13 protein-coding genes are annotated in these 15,722 nt (G+C 71.9%); 2 read left to right on the top strand and 11 right to left on the bottom strand.

Annotated elements, in window-relative coordinates:
• Positions 1-150 precede the first annotated feature (150 nt).
• From ACFZCD_RS25145 to ACFZCD_RS25095, 11 genes are all read right to left on the bottom strand, one after another.
• A complete protein-coding gene (locus ACFZCD_RS25145) occupies positions 151-936 on the bottom strand; it encodes a TIGR03936 family radical SAM-associated protein (RefSeq protein ID WP_391834504.1) in 786 nt (261 codons plus the stop codon).
• A gap of 140 nt (positions 937-1,076) precedes the next feature.
• Entirely contained in the window at positions 1,077-3,002 is a 1,926-nt protein-coding gene (locus ACFZCD_RS25140) for a TIGR03960 family B12-binding radical SAM protein (protein ID WP_391834502.1), read from the bottom strand.
• 64 nt (positions 3,003-3,066) lie between these two features.
• Complete coding sequence (locus ACFZCD_RS25135; RefSeq protein WP_391834500.1) at positions 3,067-4,617, bottom strand: CHAD domain-containing protein; 1,551 nt, start codon at positions 4,615-4,617, stop codon at positions 3,067-3,069.
• A 43-nt stretch (positions 4,618-4,660) separates the two neighbouring features.
• Positions 4,661-5,860, bottom strand: a complete 1,200-nt coding sequence (rodA, locus tag ACFZCD_RS25130; RefSeq protein WP_391834498.1) for a rod shape-determining protein RodA — start codon at positions 5,858-5,860, stop codon at positions 4,661-4,663.
• The gene (mrdA, locus tag ACFZCD_RS25125; protein WP_391834496.1) at positions 5,857-7,998 is read right to left on the bottom strand and encodes a penicillin-binding protein 2; all 2,142 of its coding nucleotides are present in this window, start codon (positions 7,996-7,998) and stop codon (positions 5,857-5,859) included. The genes rodA and mrdA overlap by 4 nt, the downstream gene beginning before the upstream one ends.
• A 180-nt stretch (positions 7,999-8,178) precedes the next feature.
• Positions 8,179-8,820 carry a rod shape-determining protein MreD gene (mreD, locus tag ACFZCD_RS25120; protein WP_391834494.1) on the bottom strand — a complete coding sequence of 214 codons (642 nt, stop codon included), beginning with the start codon at positions 8,818-8,820 and terminating at the stop codon, positions 8,179-8,181.
• Positions 8,821-8,822: 2 nt separating this feature from the next.
• Positions 8,823-9,755 carry a rod shape-determining protein MreC gene (mreC, locus tag ACFZCD_RS25115; RefSeq protein WP_391834492.1) on the bottom strand — a complete coding sequence of 311 codons (933 nt, stop codon included), beginning with the start codon at positions 9,753-9,755 and terminating at the stop codon, positions 8,823-8,825.
• Positions 9,756-9,988: 233 nt separating this feature from the next.
• Entirely contained in the window at positions 9,989-11,008 is a 1,020-nt protein-coding gene (locus tag ACFZCD_RS25110; protein WP_004950903.1) for a rod shape-determining protein, read from the bottom strand.
• Between the two features lie 287 nt (positions 11,009-11,295).
• The gene (gene ndk / locus ACFZCD_RS25105) at positions 11,296-11,709 is read right to left on the bottom strand and encodes a nucleoside-diphosphate kinase (protein ID WP_391834490.1); all 414 of its coding nucleotides are present in this window, start codon (positions 11,707-11,709) and stop codon (positions 11,296-11,298) included.
• A gap of 86 nt (positions 11,710-11,795) precedes the next feature.
• Positions 11,796-12,140, bottom strand: a complete 345-nt coding sequence (locus ACFZCD_RS25100; protein ID WP_391834488.1) for a DUF4233 domain-containing protein — start codon at positions 12,138-12,140, stop codon at positions 11,796-11,798.
• Between the two features lie 2 nt (positions 12,141-12,142).
• The gene (locus ACFZCD_RS25095) at positions 12,143-13,666 is read right to left on the bottom strand and encodes a bifunctional folylpolyglutamate synthase/dihydrofolate synthase (protein WP_391834486.1); all 1,524 of its coding nucleotides are present in this window, start codon (positions 13,664-13,666) and stop codon (positions 12,143-12,145) included.
• Between the two features lie 158 nt (positions 13,667-13,824).
• On the opposite strand from ACFZCD_RS25095, the gene ACFZCD_RS25090 reads away from it, so the two are divergent.
• Positions 13,825-14,907 (top strand): ATP-binding protein, encoded by a 1,083-nt coding sequence (locus ACFZCD_RS25090; RefSeq protein WP_391834484.1) that lies wholly within the window; start codon positions 13,825-13,827, stop codon positions 14,905-14,907.
• A complete protein-coding gene (locus tag ACFZCD_RS25085) occupies positions 14,904-15,632 on the top strand; it encodes a response regulator transcription factor (RefSeq protein WP_391834482.1) in 729 nt (242 codons plus the stop codon). The genes ACFZCD_RS25090 and ACFZCD_RS25085 overlap by 4 nt, the downstream gene beginning before the upstream one ends.
• Positions 15,633-15,722 lie beyond the last annotated feature (90 nt).

Below are 15,722 nucleotides of genomic sequence, written 5' to 3'. Positions count from 1 at the left end.
CCGCCGTCCGGGGCGCGGTCGCCGCACGGGAGCTGTCGTCTCGCTCGCCGGGCCCGAAGCAGTCCCTCGGGACCGGCGAAAGTCTCCTGGTCAGTGCGCCTGCCGCACCGGGTGGCTCCCTGGTGTCCGGCGGCGCTTCGACGGCCGTCCTTACGCGGAACCTTCCGGCACCTGCGCGACGCCGGCGGGGCTCGGCCCGGCGGCCGTGGTGGGGAAGGCCGGGGCGGCTTCGCGGTCGGGCGCGAGCGGGTCGGTCACCGTGCCGGACTCCTCATCGAGCAGCCCCTGCGCCAGCCTGGTCACCGCAGCGGGGACCGGCGGCGCCAGGTCGGCCGTAGCGCGGAGACCGGACAGGACGTCGTCGGGTCGAACGGCGGGTGTGGCGTGCCGAACAACCAGCCGCAGTATCGCACAGGGACCGTCGCCGGGCCTATCGGCCGCGGCGTCCCGCGCCTCGAGCCGGATCACCGCGCCACGGGCGTCGAAGGTCCGCAACCCGTTTTTGGTGCGGCGCTGGACGTCCACCTGATCGGCCGCCATGAAGGCCGCCACGGCGCGCTCGGCGTCCGCCGGCTCCACGCCGTCCAGCCGCAGCTCCCAGACGGAGGCCTCCAGCCGCTCGGCGAAGGAGGACGTGCGTGCCTCCACGGCGTCCGTGATGTCCAGCCCGGCAGGGAGGGACTCGTCGAGCAGCTTGCGCAGCTGCTCGACCTCGCGGACCTCGGCGAGCTGGATCTCCAGGTACTCGGCCTCGCTGCCCGTGCCGGTGGGTGCGGCATTGGCGTACGACACCTTCGGGTGCGGGGTGAAGCCCGCCGAGTACGCCATGGGCACCTCGGCGCGGCGCAGGGCCCGCTCGAAAGCGCGCTGGAAGTCGCGGTGGCTGGTGAACCGGAGGCGGCCGCGCTTGGTGTAGCGCAGGCGGATGCGCTGCACCGCGGGTGCGGGCGGCGGGCCTTCGGGCTGTCGCTTGCCCAGTGGTCTGATTCCTTCGTGAGTGCGGTCGTACTGCTACCTAGAGTACGTGCAGCGGGGGCCCTGCCAACCCGGCAGGGCCCCCACTCGAACAGGCGTTCCTACTTGACGACGCTCAGCGGCAGCAGTTTCTTGCCGGTCGGGCCGATCTGGATGGACGTGTCCATCTGCGGGCACACGCCGCAGTCGAAGCACGGCGTCCAGCGGCAGTCCTCGACCTCGGTCTCGTCGAGCGCGTCCTGCCAGTCCTCCCAGAGCCAGTCCTTGTCGAGACCGGAGTCCAGGTGGTCCCAGGGCAGGACCTCCTCGTACGTGCGCTCGCGCGTCGTGTACCAGGCGACGTCCACGCCCTGCTCGGGCAGCGTCTTCTCGGCGCACTTCATCCAGCGGTCGTACGAGAAGTGCTCGCGCCAGCCGTCGAAGCGGCCGCCGTCCTCGTAGACCGCGCGGATGACGGCGCCGATGCGGCGGTCACCGCGCGAGAGCAGGCCCTCGACGATGCCCGGCTTGCCGTCGTGGTAGCGGAAACCGATCGAACGGCCGTACTTCTTGTCGCCGCGGATCTTGTCGCGCAGCTTCGCCAGGCGGGCGTCCGTCTCCTCCGCGGAGAGCTGCGGGGCCCACTGGAACGGCGTGTGCGGCTTGGGCACGAAACCGCCGATGGAGACGGTGCAGCGGATGTCGTTGGAGCCGGAGACCTCGCGGCCCTTCTGGATGACGTTCATCGCCATGTCGGCGATCTGCAGCACGTCGTCGTCGGTCTCGGTGGGCAGGCCGCACATGAAGTACAGCTTCACCTGGCGCCAGCCGTTGCCGTACGCCGTGGCGACGGTACGGATCAGGTCCTCTTCCGAGACCATCTTGTTGATGACCTTGCGCATGCGCTCGGAACCGCCCTCGGGGGCGAAGGTCAGGCCGGAGCGGCGGCCGTTGCGCGTGAGCTCGTTGGCGAGGTCGACGTTGAAGGCGTCCACGCGGGTGGAGGGGAGGGACAGACCGATCTTGTCCTCCTCGTACCGGTCCGCCAGGCCCTTCGCGATGTCACCGATCTCGGTGTGGTCGGCGGAGGACAGGGAGAGGAGGCCGACCTCCTCGAAGCCCGTGGCCTTGAGGCCCTTCTCGACCATCTCGCCGATGCCGGTGATGCTCCGCTCCCGCACGGGGCGCGTGATCATGCCGGCCTGGCAGAAGCGGCAGCCGCGGGTGCAGCCGCGGAAGATCTCGACGGACATGCGCTCGTGGACGGTCTCCGCGAGCGGCACGAGCGGCTGCTTGGGGTACGGCCACTCGTCCAGGTCCATGACGGTGTGCTTGGACACGCGCCACGGCACGCCGGACTTGGTGGGCACGACGCGGCCGATGCGGCCGTCCGGCAGGTACTCGACGTCGTAGAACGCCGGGACGTACACGCCGCCGGTCTTCGCGAGACGGAACAGCAGTTCCTCGCGGCCGCCCGGGCGGCCCTCGGCCTTCCAGGCGCGGATGATCTCGGTGATCTCCAGGACGGCCTGCTCGCCGTCGCCGATGACCGCGCAGTCGATGAAGTCCGCGATCGGCTCGGGGTTGAAGGCGGCGTGACCGCCGGCGAGGACGATCGGGTCGTCGATCGTGCGGTCCTTGGCGTCCAGCGGGATGCCGGCCAGGTCGAGCGCGGCGAGCATGTTCGTGTAGCCCAGCTCGGTGGAGAAGCTCAGGCCGAAGACGTCGAACGCCTTGACCGGCCGGTGGCTGTCCACGGTGAACTGCGGCACCGCGTGCTCGCGCATCAGCTCCTCGAGGTCCGGCCACACGCTGTACGTGCGCTCGGCGAGGACGCCCTCGCGCTCGTTGAGGACCTCGTAGAGGATCATGACGCCCTGGTTGGGCAGACCGACCTCGTACGCGTCCGGGTACATGAGGGCCCAGCGGACGTCGCACGCGTCCCAGTCTTTGACGGTGGAGTTGAGCTCTCCGCCGACGTACTGAATGGGCTTCTGCACGTGCGGGAGGAGAGCTTCGAGGCGCGGGAAGACCGACTCGACAGGCATCGCAATGTCTCTCATGAGCGGACGGGGGTGACCCTCAAGAGTAACGTGCCCGCGGAGCGGACCCTCACGGCCGCAGATCCGCCCGGTACCGCTTCCGGGACGCCTTCCGCCACACCTCCGGCAGATCGCGCTCGGCGTCCGCCGCGCGCTGCTCCTCGCGCCCGTACAGCAGCCCCAGTGTGAACGTGCTCTCCCCCGCCGCGTGGGCCCGGGCGGCGAGGGTGCGCAGGGCGGTGCGGGTCATGACGCTGTCCTGGTGATCGCCGAGGAGCGTCTGGACGCCCTTCATGCGGGCCGTGAAGCGCTTGGCCGGCTTGCCGAGGGCTGGCACGGCGGCCTCGGCGGCGTAGCGGGCGCGCTTGGCGGCCTTGCGGGCCTCGTGGAGGGCGGTGTCGCGCTGCGGCCCCGGGCCGGTGCCGAGGGCCTTCTCGACGCGGCCGGCGAGGCGCTTGTAGTCGCGCAGGACGGCTCCGGCCAGGACCTCCGGTGCGGGGTGCGCGGCGGCGGGCAGCAGGGGCGGGGCGTCGAGGAGGGCGTCGAGCGCGTCGAGGAGGGCGAGGTAGCGCTCGCCGTCGAGGAGGGCCAGGACCCGCTTGCGGGTGCCCCGGGCGCGGCCGGCCGCGAAGATGCGCAGCCGGGCGCGGACGGGCCCGAGGACGAGCGTGCCGGGCAGCCCGGCGAGGCCGTCCTTCAGCCGGTCGGCGACGACCTCCCGGTCCCGGTCGGCGCCGAGCTCTCCGGCGAGCCACTGCAGCTCCGCGCCGAGGGGGCCGGTGGCCTCGCGGTCCAGGACGTCGCGGTACGTGCGGAAGGCGCTGCGGAGGCGGCGCGTGGCGACGCGCATCTGGTGGACGGAGTCCTCGGTGCCGCGGCGGACGCCGGTGTCGCAGGCGAGCAGGGCGTCTGTCTGCCGGTGGAGGTAGGCGAGGACGTGGTCCCCGGCGGAGCCCTTCGGCGTCTCCTTCGCTTGCTTGGCCTGCTTCGTCTTCTTCTTCCGCTTCTCCGCCGTCTCCGCCAGTGCCCTGGCGAGTTTCGACGGGGCGTCAGAAGGGCGCAGGCCGCCGTCGAGGAGGCGCTCTTCGACGGCGTCGAGGAGGGCGGTGCCGGTGCCGGTGCCGCCGGCCAGCTCGACCTCGAACTCGGTCCAGCGGGCGCTGCCGCCGCCGTCGCCGAGGCGGTCGGCCCTGACGCTGTCGGCACTGGCCTCGGCCAGGAGCGTGCCGTCCGCGCCGAGCAGGTGGCTGACGTCGCGGCGGGAGCGGATGCGGACCAGGGGGGCGAGCTCGGCGTGCCGGACGCGGGCGCGGACGAGGGAGGAGAGGGCGCGCGGGACGCCGGGCGAGAGGGGTGCCCGGATCTCGTCGCGGACGCCGGGGGCGACCGGCAGCTTGAGGTGCCAGCCCGCGTCCGGGCCGCCGGTGCGGCGGCGCAGGGTGATGCCGGCCGCGGCGAGCCGCTGGTCGGCGGTGTCGTAGTAGACGGCGTCGAGTTCGTGCGTGCCCTCGTGGGTGACGGCCGCGACGCCGTTGACGCCGCTCAGGTCGGGGAGCGAAGCCGCAGCCGCGGCGTCCGTGGCCTCGTACTTCCGCTCGATCTCGCGCAGAGTGTCCGCCATAGTGCGAATGTAGTGCGCACGCGCCCCACCGGGCAGCCCCCGTTTACGCCGATACCGGCCGCTGGACCTTGATGGACTGCAGGAGGCCGATCGCGATCCAGGCCGCGAACATGGACGAACCGCCGTACGACACGAACGGCAGCGGCAGGCCCGTGACCGGCATGATCCCCAGCGTCATCCCGATGTTCTCGAAGGACTGGAAGGCGAACCAGGCGATGATCCCGGCGGCCACGATCGTCCCGTAGAGCTCGGTGGACTCGCGGGCGATGCGGCACGCGCGCCAGATGACGACGCCGACCAGGAAGATGATCGTCCCGGCGCCGACGAAGCCCAGTTCCTCGCCGGCGACGGTGAAGATGAAGTCCGTCTGCTGCTCGGGCACGAACTGCCCGGTGGTCTGGGAGCCGTGGAAGAGGCCGGAGCCGAGGAGGCCGCCGGAGCCGATGGCGATGCGGGCCTGGTTGGTGTTGTAGCCGACGCCGGAGGGGTCGAGCGCGGGGTTGGCGAAGGCGGCGAAGCGGTTGATCTGGTACTCGTCGAGGACGCCGAGCTGCCAGATGAGGATGCAGCCGAGGACGCCGGTGCCGATCAGGCCGGCGACCCAGCGGTTGGACGCGCCGGAGGCCAGGAGCACGGCGAGGACGATGACGACCAGCACCATCACGGAGCCGAGGTCGGGCATCAGCAGGATGACGAGGATCGGCAGGGCGGCGAGGCCGAGGGCCTCGACGACGGTGCGGTGGTCGGGGTGGAGCCGCTCCCCCGCGTCGACCTTGGCGGCGAGCAGCATCGCCATGCCCAGCGCGATGGTGATCTTGGTGAATTCGGAGGGCTGGAGGGAGAAGCCGCCGCCGAGCTGGATCCAGGACCGGGCGCCGTTGATGGTCGCGCCGAGCGGCGTCAGCACGGCGACGGTGAGCAGGACGGAGATGACGTAGAGGATGGGGACGGCGCCGCGCAGGGCCCGGTGGCCGACCCAGACCGCGCCGATGGCCAGGCCCAGGCCGATGCCGGTGTTGAGGATGTTGCGGAGCAGGAAGTAGTACGGGTCGCCCTGGTTGAGCTCGGTGCGGTTGCGGGTGGCCGAGTAGACCAGGAGGGTGCCGATGCCGGAGAGGGCGAGGGCGGCCCAGACCATGACCCAGTCGAGGCGGCGGACGACGGAGTCGCGGGCGGTGAGCCGGCCCCAGGCGGAGCGCTCGGGGCTGAAGCGGCGCGCGCGGTAGCCGTCGGTGGCGGTCACGTGTCCTGCTCCTCCTTCCGGGCCGAGGGGCTGGGCGGGGCGGGCTCGATGGGCTGGGCCTCGATGGTGCCGTCCTTCTCGATCTTCGGCAGGCCGGTCTGGGGGTGGGGCAGGAGCGCCTTCTTGGCGTCGATCTTGCCCTTCTCGTCGACGCCGTAGAGGGCGTTGTAGATGTTGCGCACGGCGGGGCCGGAGGCGCCGGAGCCGGTGCCGCCCTGGGAGATCGTCATGACGACCGCGTAGTCGCCGGTGTAGGTGGCGAACCAGGAGGTGGTCTGCTTGCCGTAGACCTCGGCGGTGCCGGTCTTGGCGTGCATCGGGATCTCCTTCTGCGGCCACCCCTCGAAGCGCCAGGCGGCGGTGCCCTGGGTGGCCACGCCGGCGAGGGCGCCGTCGATCTGGTCGCGCGTCTTCCGGTCGAACGGCAGCTTGCCGTGCGCCTTCGGCGCGATCTCCTGGACGGTGCGGCCGTCGGGGCTGATGACGGCCTTGCCCACGGTGGGGTTCCACAGGGTGCCGCCGTTGCTGACGGCGGCGTAGATGGTGGCCATCTGCAGGGGGGTGACGAGGGTGTCGCCCTGGCCGATGGAGTAGTTGACGGAGTCACCGGCGCGCATGCGCATGCCGGACTCGCAGTTCTCCTTGGCGATCTGGCCGGCGTAGCTGGTGTCGGTCTTGCCCTGCTTGCACCAGGAGTCCTTGTTGGCCTCCCAGTACTTCTTCTTCCACTCGCGGTCGGGGACGCGGCCGGTGACCTCGTTGGGGAGGTCGATGCCGGTCTCCTTGCCGAGGCCGAAGTCGTGGGCGGTCTTGTAGAACCAGTCGGCGGGGTGCTTGGGGTTGTTGCCGCCGTCCTTCTGCCACTGGCGGTAGGCCAGGTCGTAGAAGACGGTGTCGCAGGAGACCTCCAGGGCGCGGCCGAGGTTGATCGGGCCGTACCCCTTGGACTCGAAGTTCTTGAAGACCTGGTTGCCGATGCTGTACGAGGCGGAGCAGTTGTAGTTGTCGTCGAAGGCGTAACCGGCCCGGACGGCGGCGGTGGCGGAGATGACCTTGAAGATCGAGCCGGGGGCGGCCTGGCCCTGGATGGCGCGGTTGAGCAGCGGGAAGCCGGAGTCCTTGCCGGTGAGGTTCTGGTAGTCCTTGGCGGAGATGCCGCCGACCCAGGCGTTGGGGTCGTAGGTGGGGTTGGAGGCCATGGCGACGACGCGGCCGGTCTTGGCCTCCATGACGACGACGGCACCGGCGTCGGCCTTGTAGTTGGTGCCGGTGTTCTTGTCGACCTCCTTGCGGGCGTCCTTCATCGCCTGGTCCAGCTCGCGTTCCGCTATGGCCTGCACGCGGGCGTCGATGCTGGTGACGAGGTTGGAGCCGGGGACGGCCTTGTCGCTCTTGGCCTTGCCGATGACGCGGCCGAGGTTGTCGACCTCGTAGCGGGTGACACCGGCCTTGCCGCGCAGCTGGCTGTCGTACTGGCGCTCCAGGCCGGAGCGGCCGACCTGGTCGGAGCGGAGCAGCGGCGAGCGGCCGGCCTTGGCCTTGGTGATCTCCTCGTCGGTGACCGGCGAGAGGTAGCCGAGGACCTGGGCGGTGTTGGAGCCGCCGGGGCCGGCGTAGCGGCGCACGGCGGTGGGCTCGGCGGTGATGCCGGGGAAGTCCTCGGCGCGCTCGCGGATCTGCAGGGCCTGCTGGGTGGTGGCCTCGTCGGTGATGGGGATGGGCTGGTAGGGCGAGCCGGCCCAGCAGGGCTTGGGGGTCTTGGCGTCGCAGAGCCGGACCTTGGCGGCGACGTCCTCGGGCTTCATGCCCAGCACCCCGGCGAGGCGGGCGAGGACGGTGCGGCCCCGGTCCTTCATCTTCATCAGGTCGGTGCGGCTCGCGGAGACGACGAGGCGGGTCTCGTTGTCGGCGAGGGGGACGCCGCGGGCGTCCAGTATCGAGCCGCGGGTGGCGGGGGCGACGACCTGCTGGATGTGGTTGTCGGCGGCTTCGGCGGTGTATTCGTCGCCGTTGCGGATCTGGAGGTACCAGAGGCGGCCGCCGAGGGTGAGGAGGAGGGAGAAGACGAGGATCTGGATGACGACGAGGCGGATGGTGACGCGTGAGGTCCGCCCGGACTCGGAGAGATTGCTGCTCACAGTGCCCCCTCGTTCGCTTCTCCGCCCACGCGGCGCAGAGGTGCGGGCATCGTGGCCGGGTGCGGCCCGGCGGCCGCGCGTGCGTCGCTCACAATGCCCCCTCGTTCGCTTCTCCGCCCACGCGGCGCAGAGGTGCGGGCATCGTGGCCGGGTGCGGCCCGGCGGCCGCGCGTGCGTCGCTCACAGCCGCTTCACCCCCTTGACGCGGCTCGGCCGGCGCAGGGGCCGGTTGCGCAGTCCGGTGCGCTGGCTGCCCAGGCGGCCCGTGCGGCCGCTGCGGCTGCCGCCCAGCGTGCTGGGGCCGTCGGCGGTCAGCGGGTCGTTCTGGACGCGCCTGGCCATGGCCATGACGAGCGGCACGATGAACGGCGCGAGCAGCAGGTCGTAGAGGGCCGCGGTGAACACGAGGCTGCTGAGGCCGACGTTCCGGGCGGCGGTGTCGCCGACGAGGGAGCCGACGCCCGCGTAGAGCAGGGTGGAGGTGACGGCCGCGGCGACCACGACCAGCATGGGCACGGTGGCCGAGCGCAGCTTGCCGGTCTCGGGGCGGGCGAGGCCGACGAGATAGCCGATGACGCTCAGCACGAGGGCGTACCGGCCGGTGGCGTGGTCGGCGGGCGGGGCCAGGTCGGCCAGCAGGCCGGCGCCGAAGCCGATGACGGCGCCGTTGGTGTGGCCGTGGACGAGGGCGAGCCCGACGACGACGAGGAGGAGTGGGTCGGGGACGGCGCCCGGCAGGTGGAGCCGTGCCAGGACGGTGACCTGCACGACGAGGGCGACCACCACGAGCGCGGTCGAGAGCAGGATCCGGTTGAGGCGCATCGTCAGTCCTCGGGTTTGGCGCTCGCGGACGGCGTGACCGTAACGGTCACGGTGGGCGTGGGTTTGGGGGCTTCGGGCTTGGGCGGCAGCACGGTGTCGCGCGGGTCGGTCCGCGGGGGTTCGACGACGACGCCGACGATGTCGAGCTTGCTGTAGCCGACGAAGGGGCGGACCTGGAGGGTGCGGGTGAGGCTGCCGCCGGCGGGCTCGACGCGGGTGACCTCGCCGACGGGGACGCCGGGCACGAAGGGCTTGTCGCGGCTGGAGCCGAAGGTGACGAGGCGGTCGCCGGGGCGGACGGCCGCCTTGCCGTTGAGCAGTTCGACGCGCAGGACGCCGGCGCCCTGGCCGTTGGCGAAGCCGAGCTCGCCGCTCTTCTCCATGCGGGTGCCCACGGTGAACTTGGGGTCGTTGGCGAGCAGGACGGTCGAGGTGTCGCGGGCGACGGTGGTGACGCGGCCGACGAGGCCGTCGCCGTTGAGGACGGTCATGTCGCGCTGGATGCCGTCCCGGCTGCCGGCGTCGATGGTGACGGTCCAGGAGAAGCCCTGGGCCGCGCCTATGGCGATGACCTGGGCGCCCTTGATGCCGTACTGGCCGCGGCCGGCGGTCTTGAGCATGTCGTCGAGCTCGGCGGCCCGGCCGCGGTTGCGGTCGTTGCTGCCGAGCCGCTGCTTGAGGCTGGTGTTCTCGCGCTCCAGGGCGCTGATGCGGTTGTGCCGCTCACCGGAGTCACGGACGGCCGCCACGGCGTTGCCCACGGGGTCGACCGCGGAGGCGACGCCCTTCTCGACGGGCCCGAAGACGGAGGCCGCAGCGTGCCGGGCGCCGTCGAGCGGGGACCGCTCACCGCCACGGATGTCCACCGTGATCAGTGCGAAGGCGATGGCGACCAGCAGCACCAGCAGCAGCCGGCTCTCTCGTGTGTCCCTCACGTGCGGCGGCGTGCCCTTCTCGTAGGACCGGCGGGCTGCGGGGCGGGCCGGTCATCCGGAGCGTTGTGCCTGTATATCAGGTTGTTTCCCGGCAGCGGTGGTACGCCGGGTGCCTTTGGCGCCACCCCCTGCCAAGGGGCCGGACGGCGTCCCCCGGCAGGGGGAACGGCGCCCGGGAACGAGGCCCGTGGCGCTGCGGCCGCGGCTCCGGCGCAGCCGCCCCGGCCGCCCGGTCAGCGGCGCGGCTGGGCGTCCAGGACCTGCTGGAGGGCCTCGAACTCCTCGACGCACTTGCCCGAGCCGAGCGCGACGGAGTCCAGCGGGTCCTCGGCGATGTGGATCGGCATGCCGGTCTCCCGGCGCAGCCGCTCGTCGAGGCCGCGCAGGAGGGCGCCGCCGCCCGTGAGAACGATGCCGCGGTCCATGACGTCACCCGAGAGCTCGGGCGGGCACTTGTCGAGCGTGGTCTTGACGGCGTCCACGATGGAGTTGACCGGCTCCTCGATGGCCTTGCGGACCTCGGCGGCGGAGATGACGACCGTCTTGGGCAGGCCGCTGACGAGGTCCCGGCCGCGGATCTCGGTGTGCTCGTCCTGCTCCAGGTCGTAGGCCGACCCGATGGTGATCTTGATCTGCTCGGCGGTCCGCTCACCGAGGAGGAGGCTGTACTCCTTCTTGATGTGCTGGATGATCGCGTTGTCGAGCTCGTCGCCCGCGACGCGGATGGACTGGGCGGTGACGATGCCGCCGAGGGAGATCACCGCGACCTCGGTGGTGCCGCCGCCGATGTCGACGACCATGTTGCCGGTGGCCTCGTGGACGGGGAGGCCGGAGCCGATCGCGGCGGCCATCGGCTCCTCGATGATGTGCACCTGGCGGGCGCCCGCCTGGGTGGACGCCTCGATGACGGCGCGCCGCTCGACGCCGGTGATGCCGGAGGGCACGCAGACCACGACGCGCGGGCGGGCCATCCAGCGGCGCTTGTGGATCTTGAGGATGAAGTAGCGGAGCATCCGCTCGGTGATCTCGAAGTCGGCGATGACGCCGTCCTTCAGCGGCCGGACCGCGACGATGTTGCCCGGGGTGCGGCCGATCATCTTCTTCGCCTCGGCACCCACCGCGAGGATGCCGCCGGTGTTGGTGTTGATGGCGACGACTGAGGGCTCGTTGAGGACGATTCCGCGGCCTCTGACGTACACCAGCGTGTTGGCGGTCCCGAGGTCGACAGCCATGTCACGGCCGATGAACGACATGTTGTTCCCCATGAGGATACGTCTGGCCTTCCCAGCTGGAGCGGGTGCTTACTTGAGGTCGGCAGGGTGTGCGGTGCGCGGCGGGCGCGGAGGCTCTCATCGTAGTCTCGACCGGTCGAACGCGGTGCGAGGGTTCCTCCGCCATTGTGGGCGGAAGTGGAGCCTCCCCCAGTAATGGTGACGTCGTGTCGGAGTGAGAGGTTCCCTCGTTCGCCGCGCATATGCCAGGGGCGACCGAAAGAAAATCGGTCGCCCCTGATCAGAAAGGCTCCGGCCTTGATGCGCTATCAGCCGAGGCCGGGAAAGAAAATCTTGATTTCCCGCTCGGCCGACTCCTCGGAGTCCGAGGCGTGGATGAGGTTCTCGCGCGTGATGGTGCCGAAGTCACCACGGATGGATCCCGGGGCGGCCGAAATGGGGTCCGTCGGGCCGGCCAGGGCACGCACGCCCTGGATGACGCGCTCGCCCTCGACGACCATGGCGACGACGGGGCCGGAGGACATGAAGCCCATCAGCGGCTCGTAGAAGTCGCGGCCGACGTGCTCGGCGTAGTGCTGCTCCAGGGTGGCGCGGTCCAGGGTGCGCAGCTCCAGCGCGCTGATCGTCCATCCGGCCTTGCGCTCGATGCGGGCGATGACCTCGCCCACCAGCCGGCGCCGCACGCAGTCGGGCTTGAGAAGGACGAGGGTGCGCTGGCTCATACTGCGGCTCCTTGCGGACGATCGGGTCTGGTGGGCCAGAGGGTACAGGGGCGCGGCGGACGCGCGGCACCCGGACCGGGCCCCGGCTACGCGGCGTCGGCCGCCTCGGCCGCGAACCGCGCCTTCGCCTCGTCGATCTTGCGGCCGAAGTGGACCGACGCCCACCACAGCCCGCCGAAGATCACCCCGAGGATGAACATCATCGGGACGACGAAGCCGCTCAGCACCAGCCCGATCTGCAGCAGCCAGCCCAGCTGGACGCCGCCGGGGCGGCCGAGCATGCCGCACAGCAGCACGCTCACGGCCATCGCGGTGCCGCTGACGGCCCACACCGTGCCCGCCGGGAGGTCGGACATCTGCATGGCGACCAGACCGGCGAACCCGATGACGAAGAATTCACCGATCAGAGTGCTCGCGCAGAGCGTTCGCATCGTCAGCCCCTTCCGAGGAGCAGCCGGGCCTCGCCGACCGTGATCACCGAGCCGGTCACCAGGACGCCCGCGCCGGAGAACTCGGCCTCCTCCTCCGCGAGGGTGATCGCGGCCTCCAGGGCGTCGTCCAGCCGGGGCTCGACCTGCACGCGCTCGGCGCCGAAGACCTCGACGGCGATGGCCGCGAGCTCGTCGGGGTCCATGGAGCGCGGGGTGGAGTTGCGGGTCACCACGACCTCGGCGAAGACCGGCTCGAAGGCCTCCAGCAGGCCGCGGACGTCCTTGTCGGCGCTGGCGCCGACGACGCCGACGAGCCGGCTGAAGCCGAACGCCTCGGTGACGGCCTCGGCCGTCACGCGCGCGCCGGCCGGGTTGTGCGCGGCGTCCAGCACGACGGTGGGGCTGCGGCGCACGACCTCCAGCCGGCCCGGGGAGGTGACCTGGGCGAAGGCGCGGCGGACGGTGTCGATGTCGAGCGTGCGGGCGTGCTGCGCGCCGATCCCGAAGAACGCCTCGACGGCGGCCAGGGCGACCGCGGCGTTGTGCGCCTGGTGGGCGCCGTACAGCGGCAGGAAGAGGTCGGGGTACTCGCCGCCCAGGCCGCGCAGCGTCAGCAGCTGGCCGCCGACGGCGACCTCCCGGGAGACGACGCCGAACTCCATGCCCTCGCGGGCCACGGTGGCGTCGACGTCGACCGCGCGCTTGAGCAGCACCTGCGCGGCGTCGACCGGCTGCTGGGCGAGGACGACGGTGGCGTCCTGCTTGACGATGCCGGCCTTCTCGCCGGCGATGTCGCCGGGCGTGGCGCCGAGCCGGTCGGTGTGGTCGAGCGAGATGGGGGTGACGACGGCGACGGAGCCGTCGACGACGTTCGTCGCGTCCCAGGTGCCGCCCATGCCGACCTCGACGACGGCCACGTCGACCGGGGCGTCGGCGAAGGCCGCGTAGGCCATGGCCGTCAGGACCTCGAAGAAGGACAGGCGGTAGTCCTCGCGGTCGTCGACCATCTGCACGTACGGCTGGATGTCGCGGTACGTCTCGATGAAGCGCTCGGCCGAGATCGGGGCGCCGTCGAGGCTGATGCGCTCGGTGACCGACTGGACGTGCGGGCTGGTGTACCGCCCGGTGCGCAGCTCGAAGGCGCCCAGCAGCGACTCGATCATGCGGGCCGTGCTGGTCTTGCCGTTGGTGCCGGTGATGTGGATCGCCGGGTAGGCGCGCTGGGGCTGGCCCAGGATGTCCATCAGGGCCTCGATGCGCACCAGCGAGGGGTCGAGCTTGGTCTCGCCCCAGCGGCCGGCGAGCTCGGCCTCGACCTCGCGCAGCGCCCGGTCGGTCTCGGGGTCCTCGGGGCGGGCGGGGACGTCGCCCTGCGGCGGGACCGCCTGGGCGCGCAGGGTCCGGCTGCCCGCCTCGATGACGGCGAGGTCGGGATCCCGCTCGGTCTCGGCGTCGACGATCTCCTCGAAGCGGTCGTCGTCGGGGCCGGTGCTGCCGTTGTCGTCATTCAGGGGGCGCTCGCTCACGCGGACCAGTCTACGGAGGGGGTCCGACAGCACGGGCGGCAGGCCCGGCGGCGTTGTCCTACGGTTTTCCCGAAAGGCCCCTTACGTTCCTACGTGCCCGTGCCTCGTGCCCCATGCCCCCGCGGCCACGTGCCGACGCCCCTACGTGCAGGAGCTGGATGGTGAGCGGAGAGGAAGACCGGCTGCGGACGCTGCTGGACGCGCTGCTGGAGGCGCTGCCCGCGGGCGCCGTCGTGCAGGGCCCGGACGGCGGGGTGCTCGCGGCCAACCGCAAGTTCAACCGCATGTTCGATGCGGAGGGCCGGGCCGGCGGTTTCCTTGCCGGGCATCCCGCCCACCACCACGTCCACCGCACGGCCGAGCTCCCCTTCCCCGGCGGCCGCACCGTCCGCCGCGTGATCGAACCGCTCCGCCACGAGGGCGCCTACCTGGGCGCCCTGTGGACCTACGAGGACGTCACCGACCGCAAGCGGCGCGAGCGGGACCTGGAGCGGGACAACACGGCGCTCACCGAGCTGGCCCGGCAGCGCAACGCCTTCACCGCCGCCGCCTCGCACGAGCTGCGCACCCCCCTCACCTCCGTGATCAGCTTCTGCGAGCTGCTCGCCGACCCGTCCTTCGGCACCCTCACCGGGGAGCAGGCCTCCTTCCTGGAGGCCGTCCGCCGCAACGCCGACCGCATGCAGCGGGTGATCACCGACCTGCTCCTGACCACCCGGATGCGGGCCACCGCCGGCCTGGACCTGGAATTCGGGGCCGTGGAGGTGGACCGCATGCTGCTGGAGGCCGTCCTCGACCGGATGGGCGCGGCACAGGAGGCGGGATTGTTCACCGTTCTGGAGTGCGCTCCCGGACCCGTCCTGCGCGGCGACCGGCACCGGCTGCGGAACGTCCTGGCCAATCTTCTGGAGAATGCCGCGAAATACACCCCGGCGGGTGGCCGGATCTCGGTCACGGCGGCACCCCGCGGGGAGTTCTGGGAGATCGAAGTCGCGGATACCGGAATCGGCGTCCCGGAGGAATTCCGGGACGAGATCTTCAATGGTTTCGTACGGGCACCGAACGCGCGTACGGGTGGATATCCCGGCACCGGTCTCGGGCTCGCCATCAGCCGCACGATCGTCCGGCTGCACGGCGGGACGATCACCGTCGGCGAGGCGACGGGCGGGGGCGCGGCGTTCCTGGTCCGGCTGCCGGTCGCAGGGCCGGGCGAGCCGCCGCGCGAGGAGGCGGCCGGATGACCCGCGTGCTCGTCGTCGAGGACGACCCCGACCTCGCCCTGGCCCTGCGCACCCTGCTCACCCGCGCCGGCTACGAGGTCGCCCACGCGGACAACGGCCGCGACGGGCTGCGGCTGCTGTTCGCCGAGCGCCCCGCCCTCATGCTGCTCGACATCGGGCTGCCTCAGCTCAACGGCTGGGAGGTGCTGGAGCGCACCCGGGACCTCAGCGACCTGCCCGTCCTGCTGCTCACCGCCCGCGGCGCCGAGACCGACCGGGTCCGCGGCCTGCGCGCCGGCGCCGACGACTACCTGCCCAAGCCCTTCGGCAACGACGAGCTACTCGCCCGCGTCGAGGCGCTGCTGCGCCGCACCGCGCCCACCCGCTGGGCCGGCGACTCCTTCGACGACGGGCTGCGGCTCGTGCCCGAGCGGCGCTCGGCGGTCTGGCAGGGGCACGAGGCCCGGCTCAGCGACATCGAGTACCGGCTGCTGCAGCTGCTGGTCCGCAACCGGGGCCGGGTGATCACCACCGACCAGCTGCTCGACCGGGTGTGGGACGACCCCGAGGGCACCGGCCGCGAGCGCGTGAAGTTCGCCGTCCTGCGGCTGCGGCGCAAGCTGCGCCAGGCCGCCGGCGACGAGGCCGCGGACCCGCTGGAGGCCGTACGGGGGCTGGGCTACCGCTACCGGGCCGACGGCGGGGGCGAAAGTCCCGCCCCGGACGAGGACGAAAGTCCCTTCTAGCCCGGTTTCCGGCCGGATTCCGGTTTCGCAACCGTCCGGCAACCGAAGTCCCCCCAGGGGTGCAACCGAGCAACCGCAGGCTCTGGAGCT

Origin of the sequence: Streptomyces sp. NPDC008001 (genome assembly GCF_042958085.1) — a bacterium.
GTDB lineage: Bacteria > Actinomycetota > Actinomycetes > Streptomycetales > Streptomycetaceae > Streptomyces.
This window is presented reverse-complemented; position numbering and strand designations above follow the sequence as displayed.

Coding starts and splice junctions, on each gene's coding strand:
- ACFZCD_RS25140 (WP_391834502.1), bottom strand. CDS start 3,002: ATGCCTGTCGAGTCGGTCTTCCCGCGCCTCGAAGCTCTCCTCCCGCAC.
- ACFZCD_RS25135 (WP_391834500.1), bottom strand. CDS start 4,617: ATGGCGGACACTCTGCGCGAGATCGAGCGGAAGTACGAGGCCACGGAC.
- mreD (WP_391834494.1), bottom strand. CDS start 8,820: ATGCGCCTCAACCGGATCCTGCTCTCGACCGCGCTCGTGGTGGTCGCC.
- ACFZCD_RS25110 (WP_004950903.1), bottom strand. CDS start 11,008: ATGTCGTTCATCGGCCGTGACATGGCTGTCGACCTCGGGACCGCCAAC.
- ndk (WP_391834490.1), bottom strand. CDS start 11,709: ATGAGCCAGCGCACCCTCGTCCTTCTCAAGCCCGACTGCGTGCGGCGC.
- ACFZCD_RS25100 (WP_391834488.1), bottom strand. CDS start 12,140: ATGCGAACGCTCTGCGCGAGCACTCTGATCGGTGAATTCTTCGTCATC.
- ACFZCD_RS25090 (WP_391834484.1), top strand. CDS start 13,825: ATGGTGAGCGGAGAGGAAGACCGGCTGCGGACGCTGCTGGACGCGCTG.
- ACFZCD_RS25085 (WP_391834482.1), top strand. CDS start 14,904: ATGACCCGCGTGCTCGTCGTCGAGGACGACCCCGACCTCGCCCTGGCC.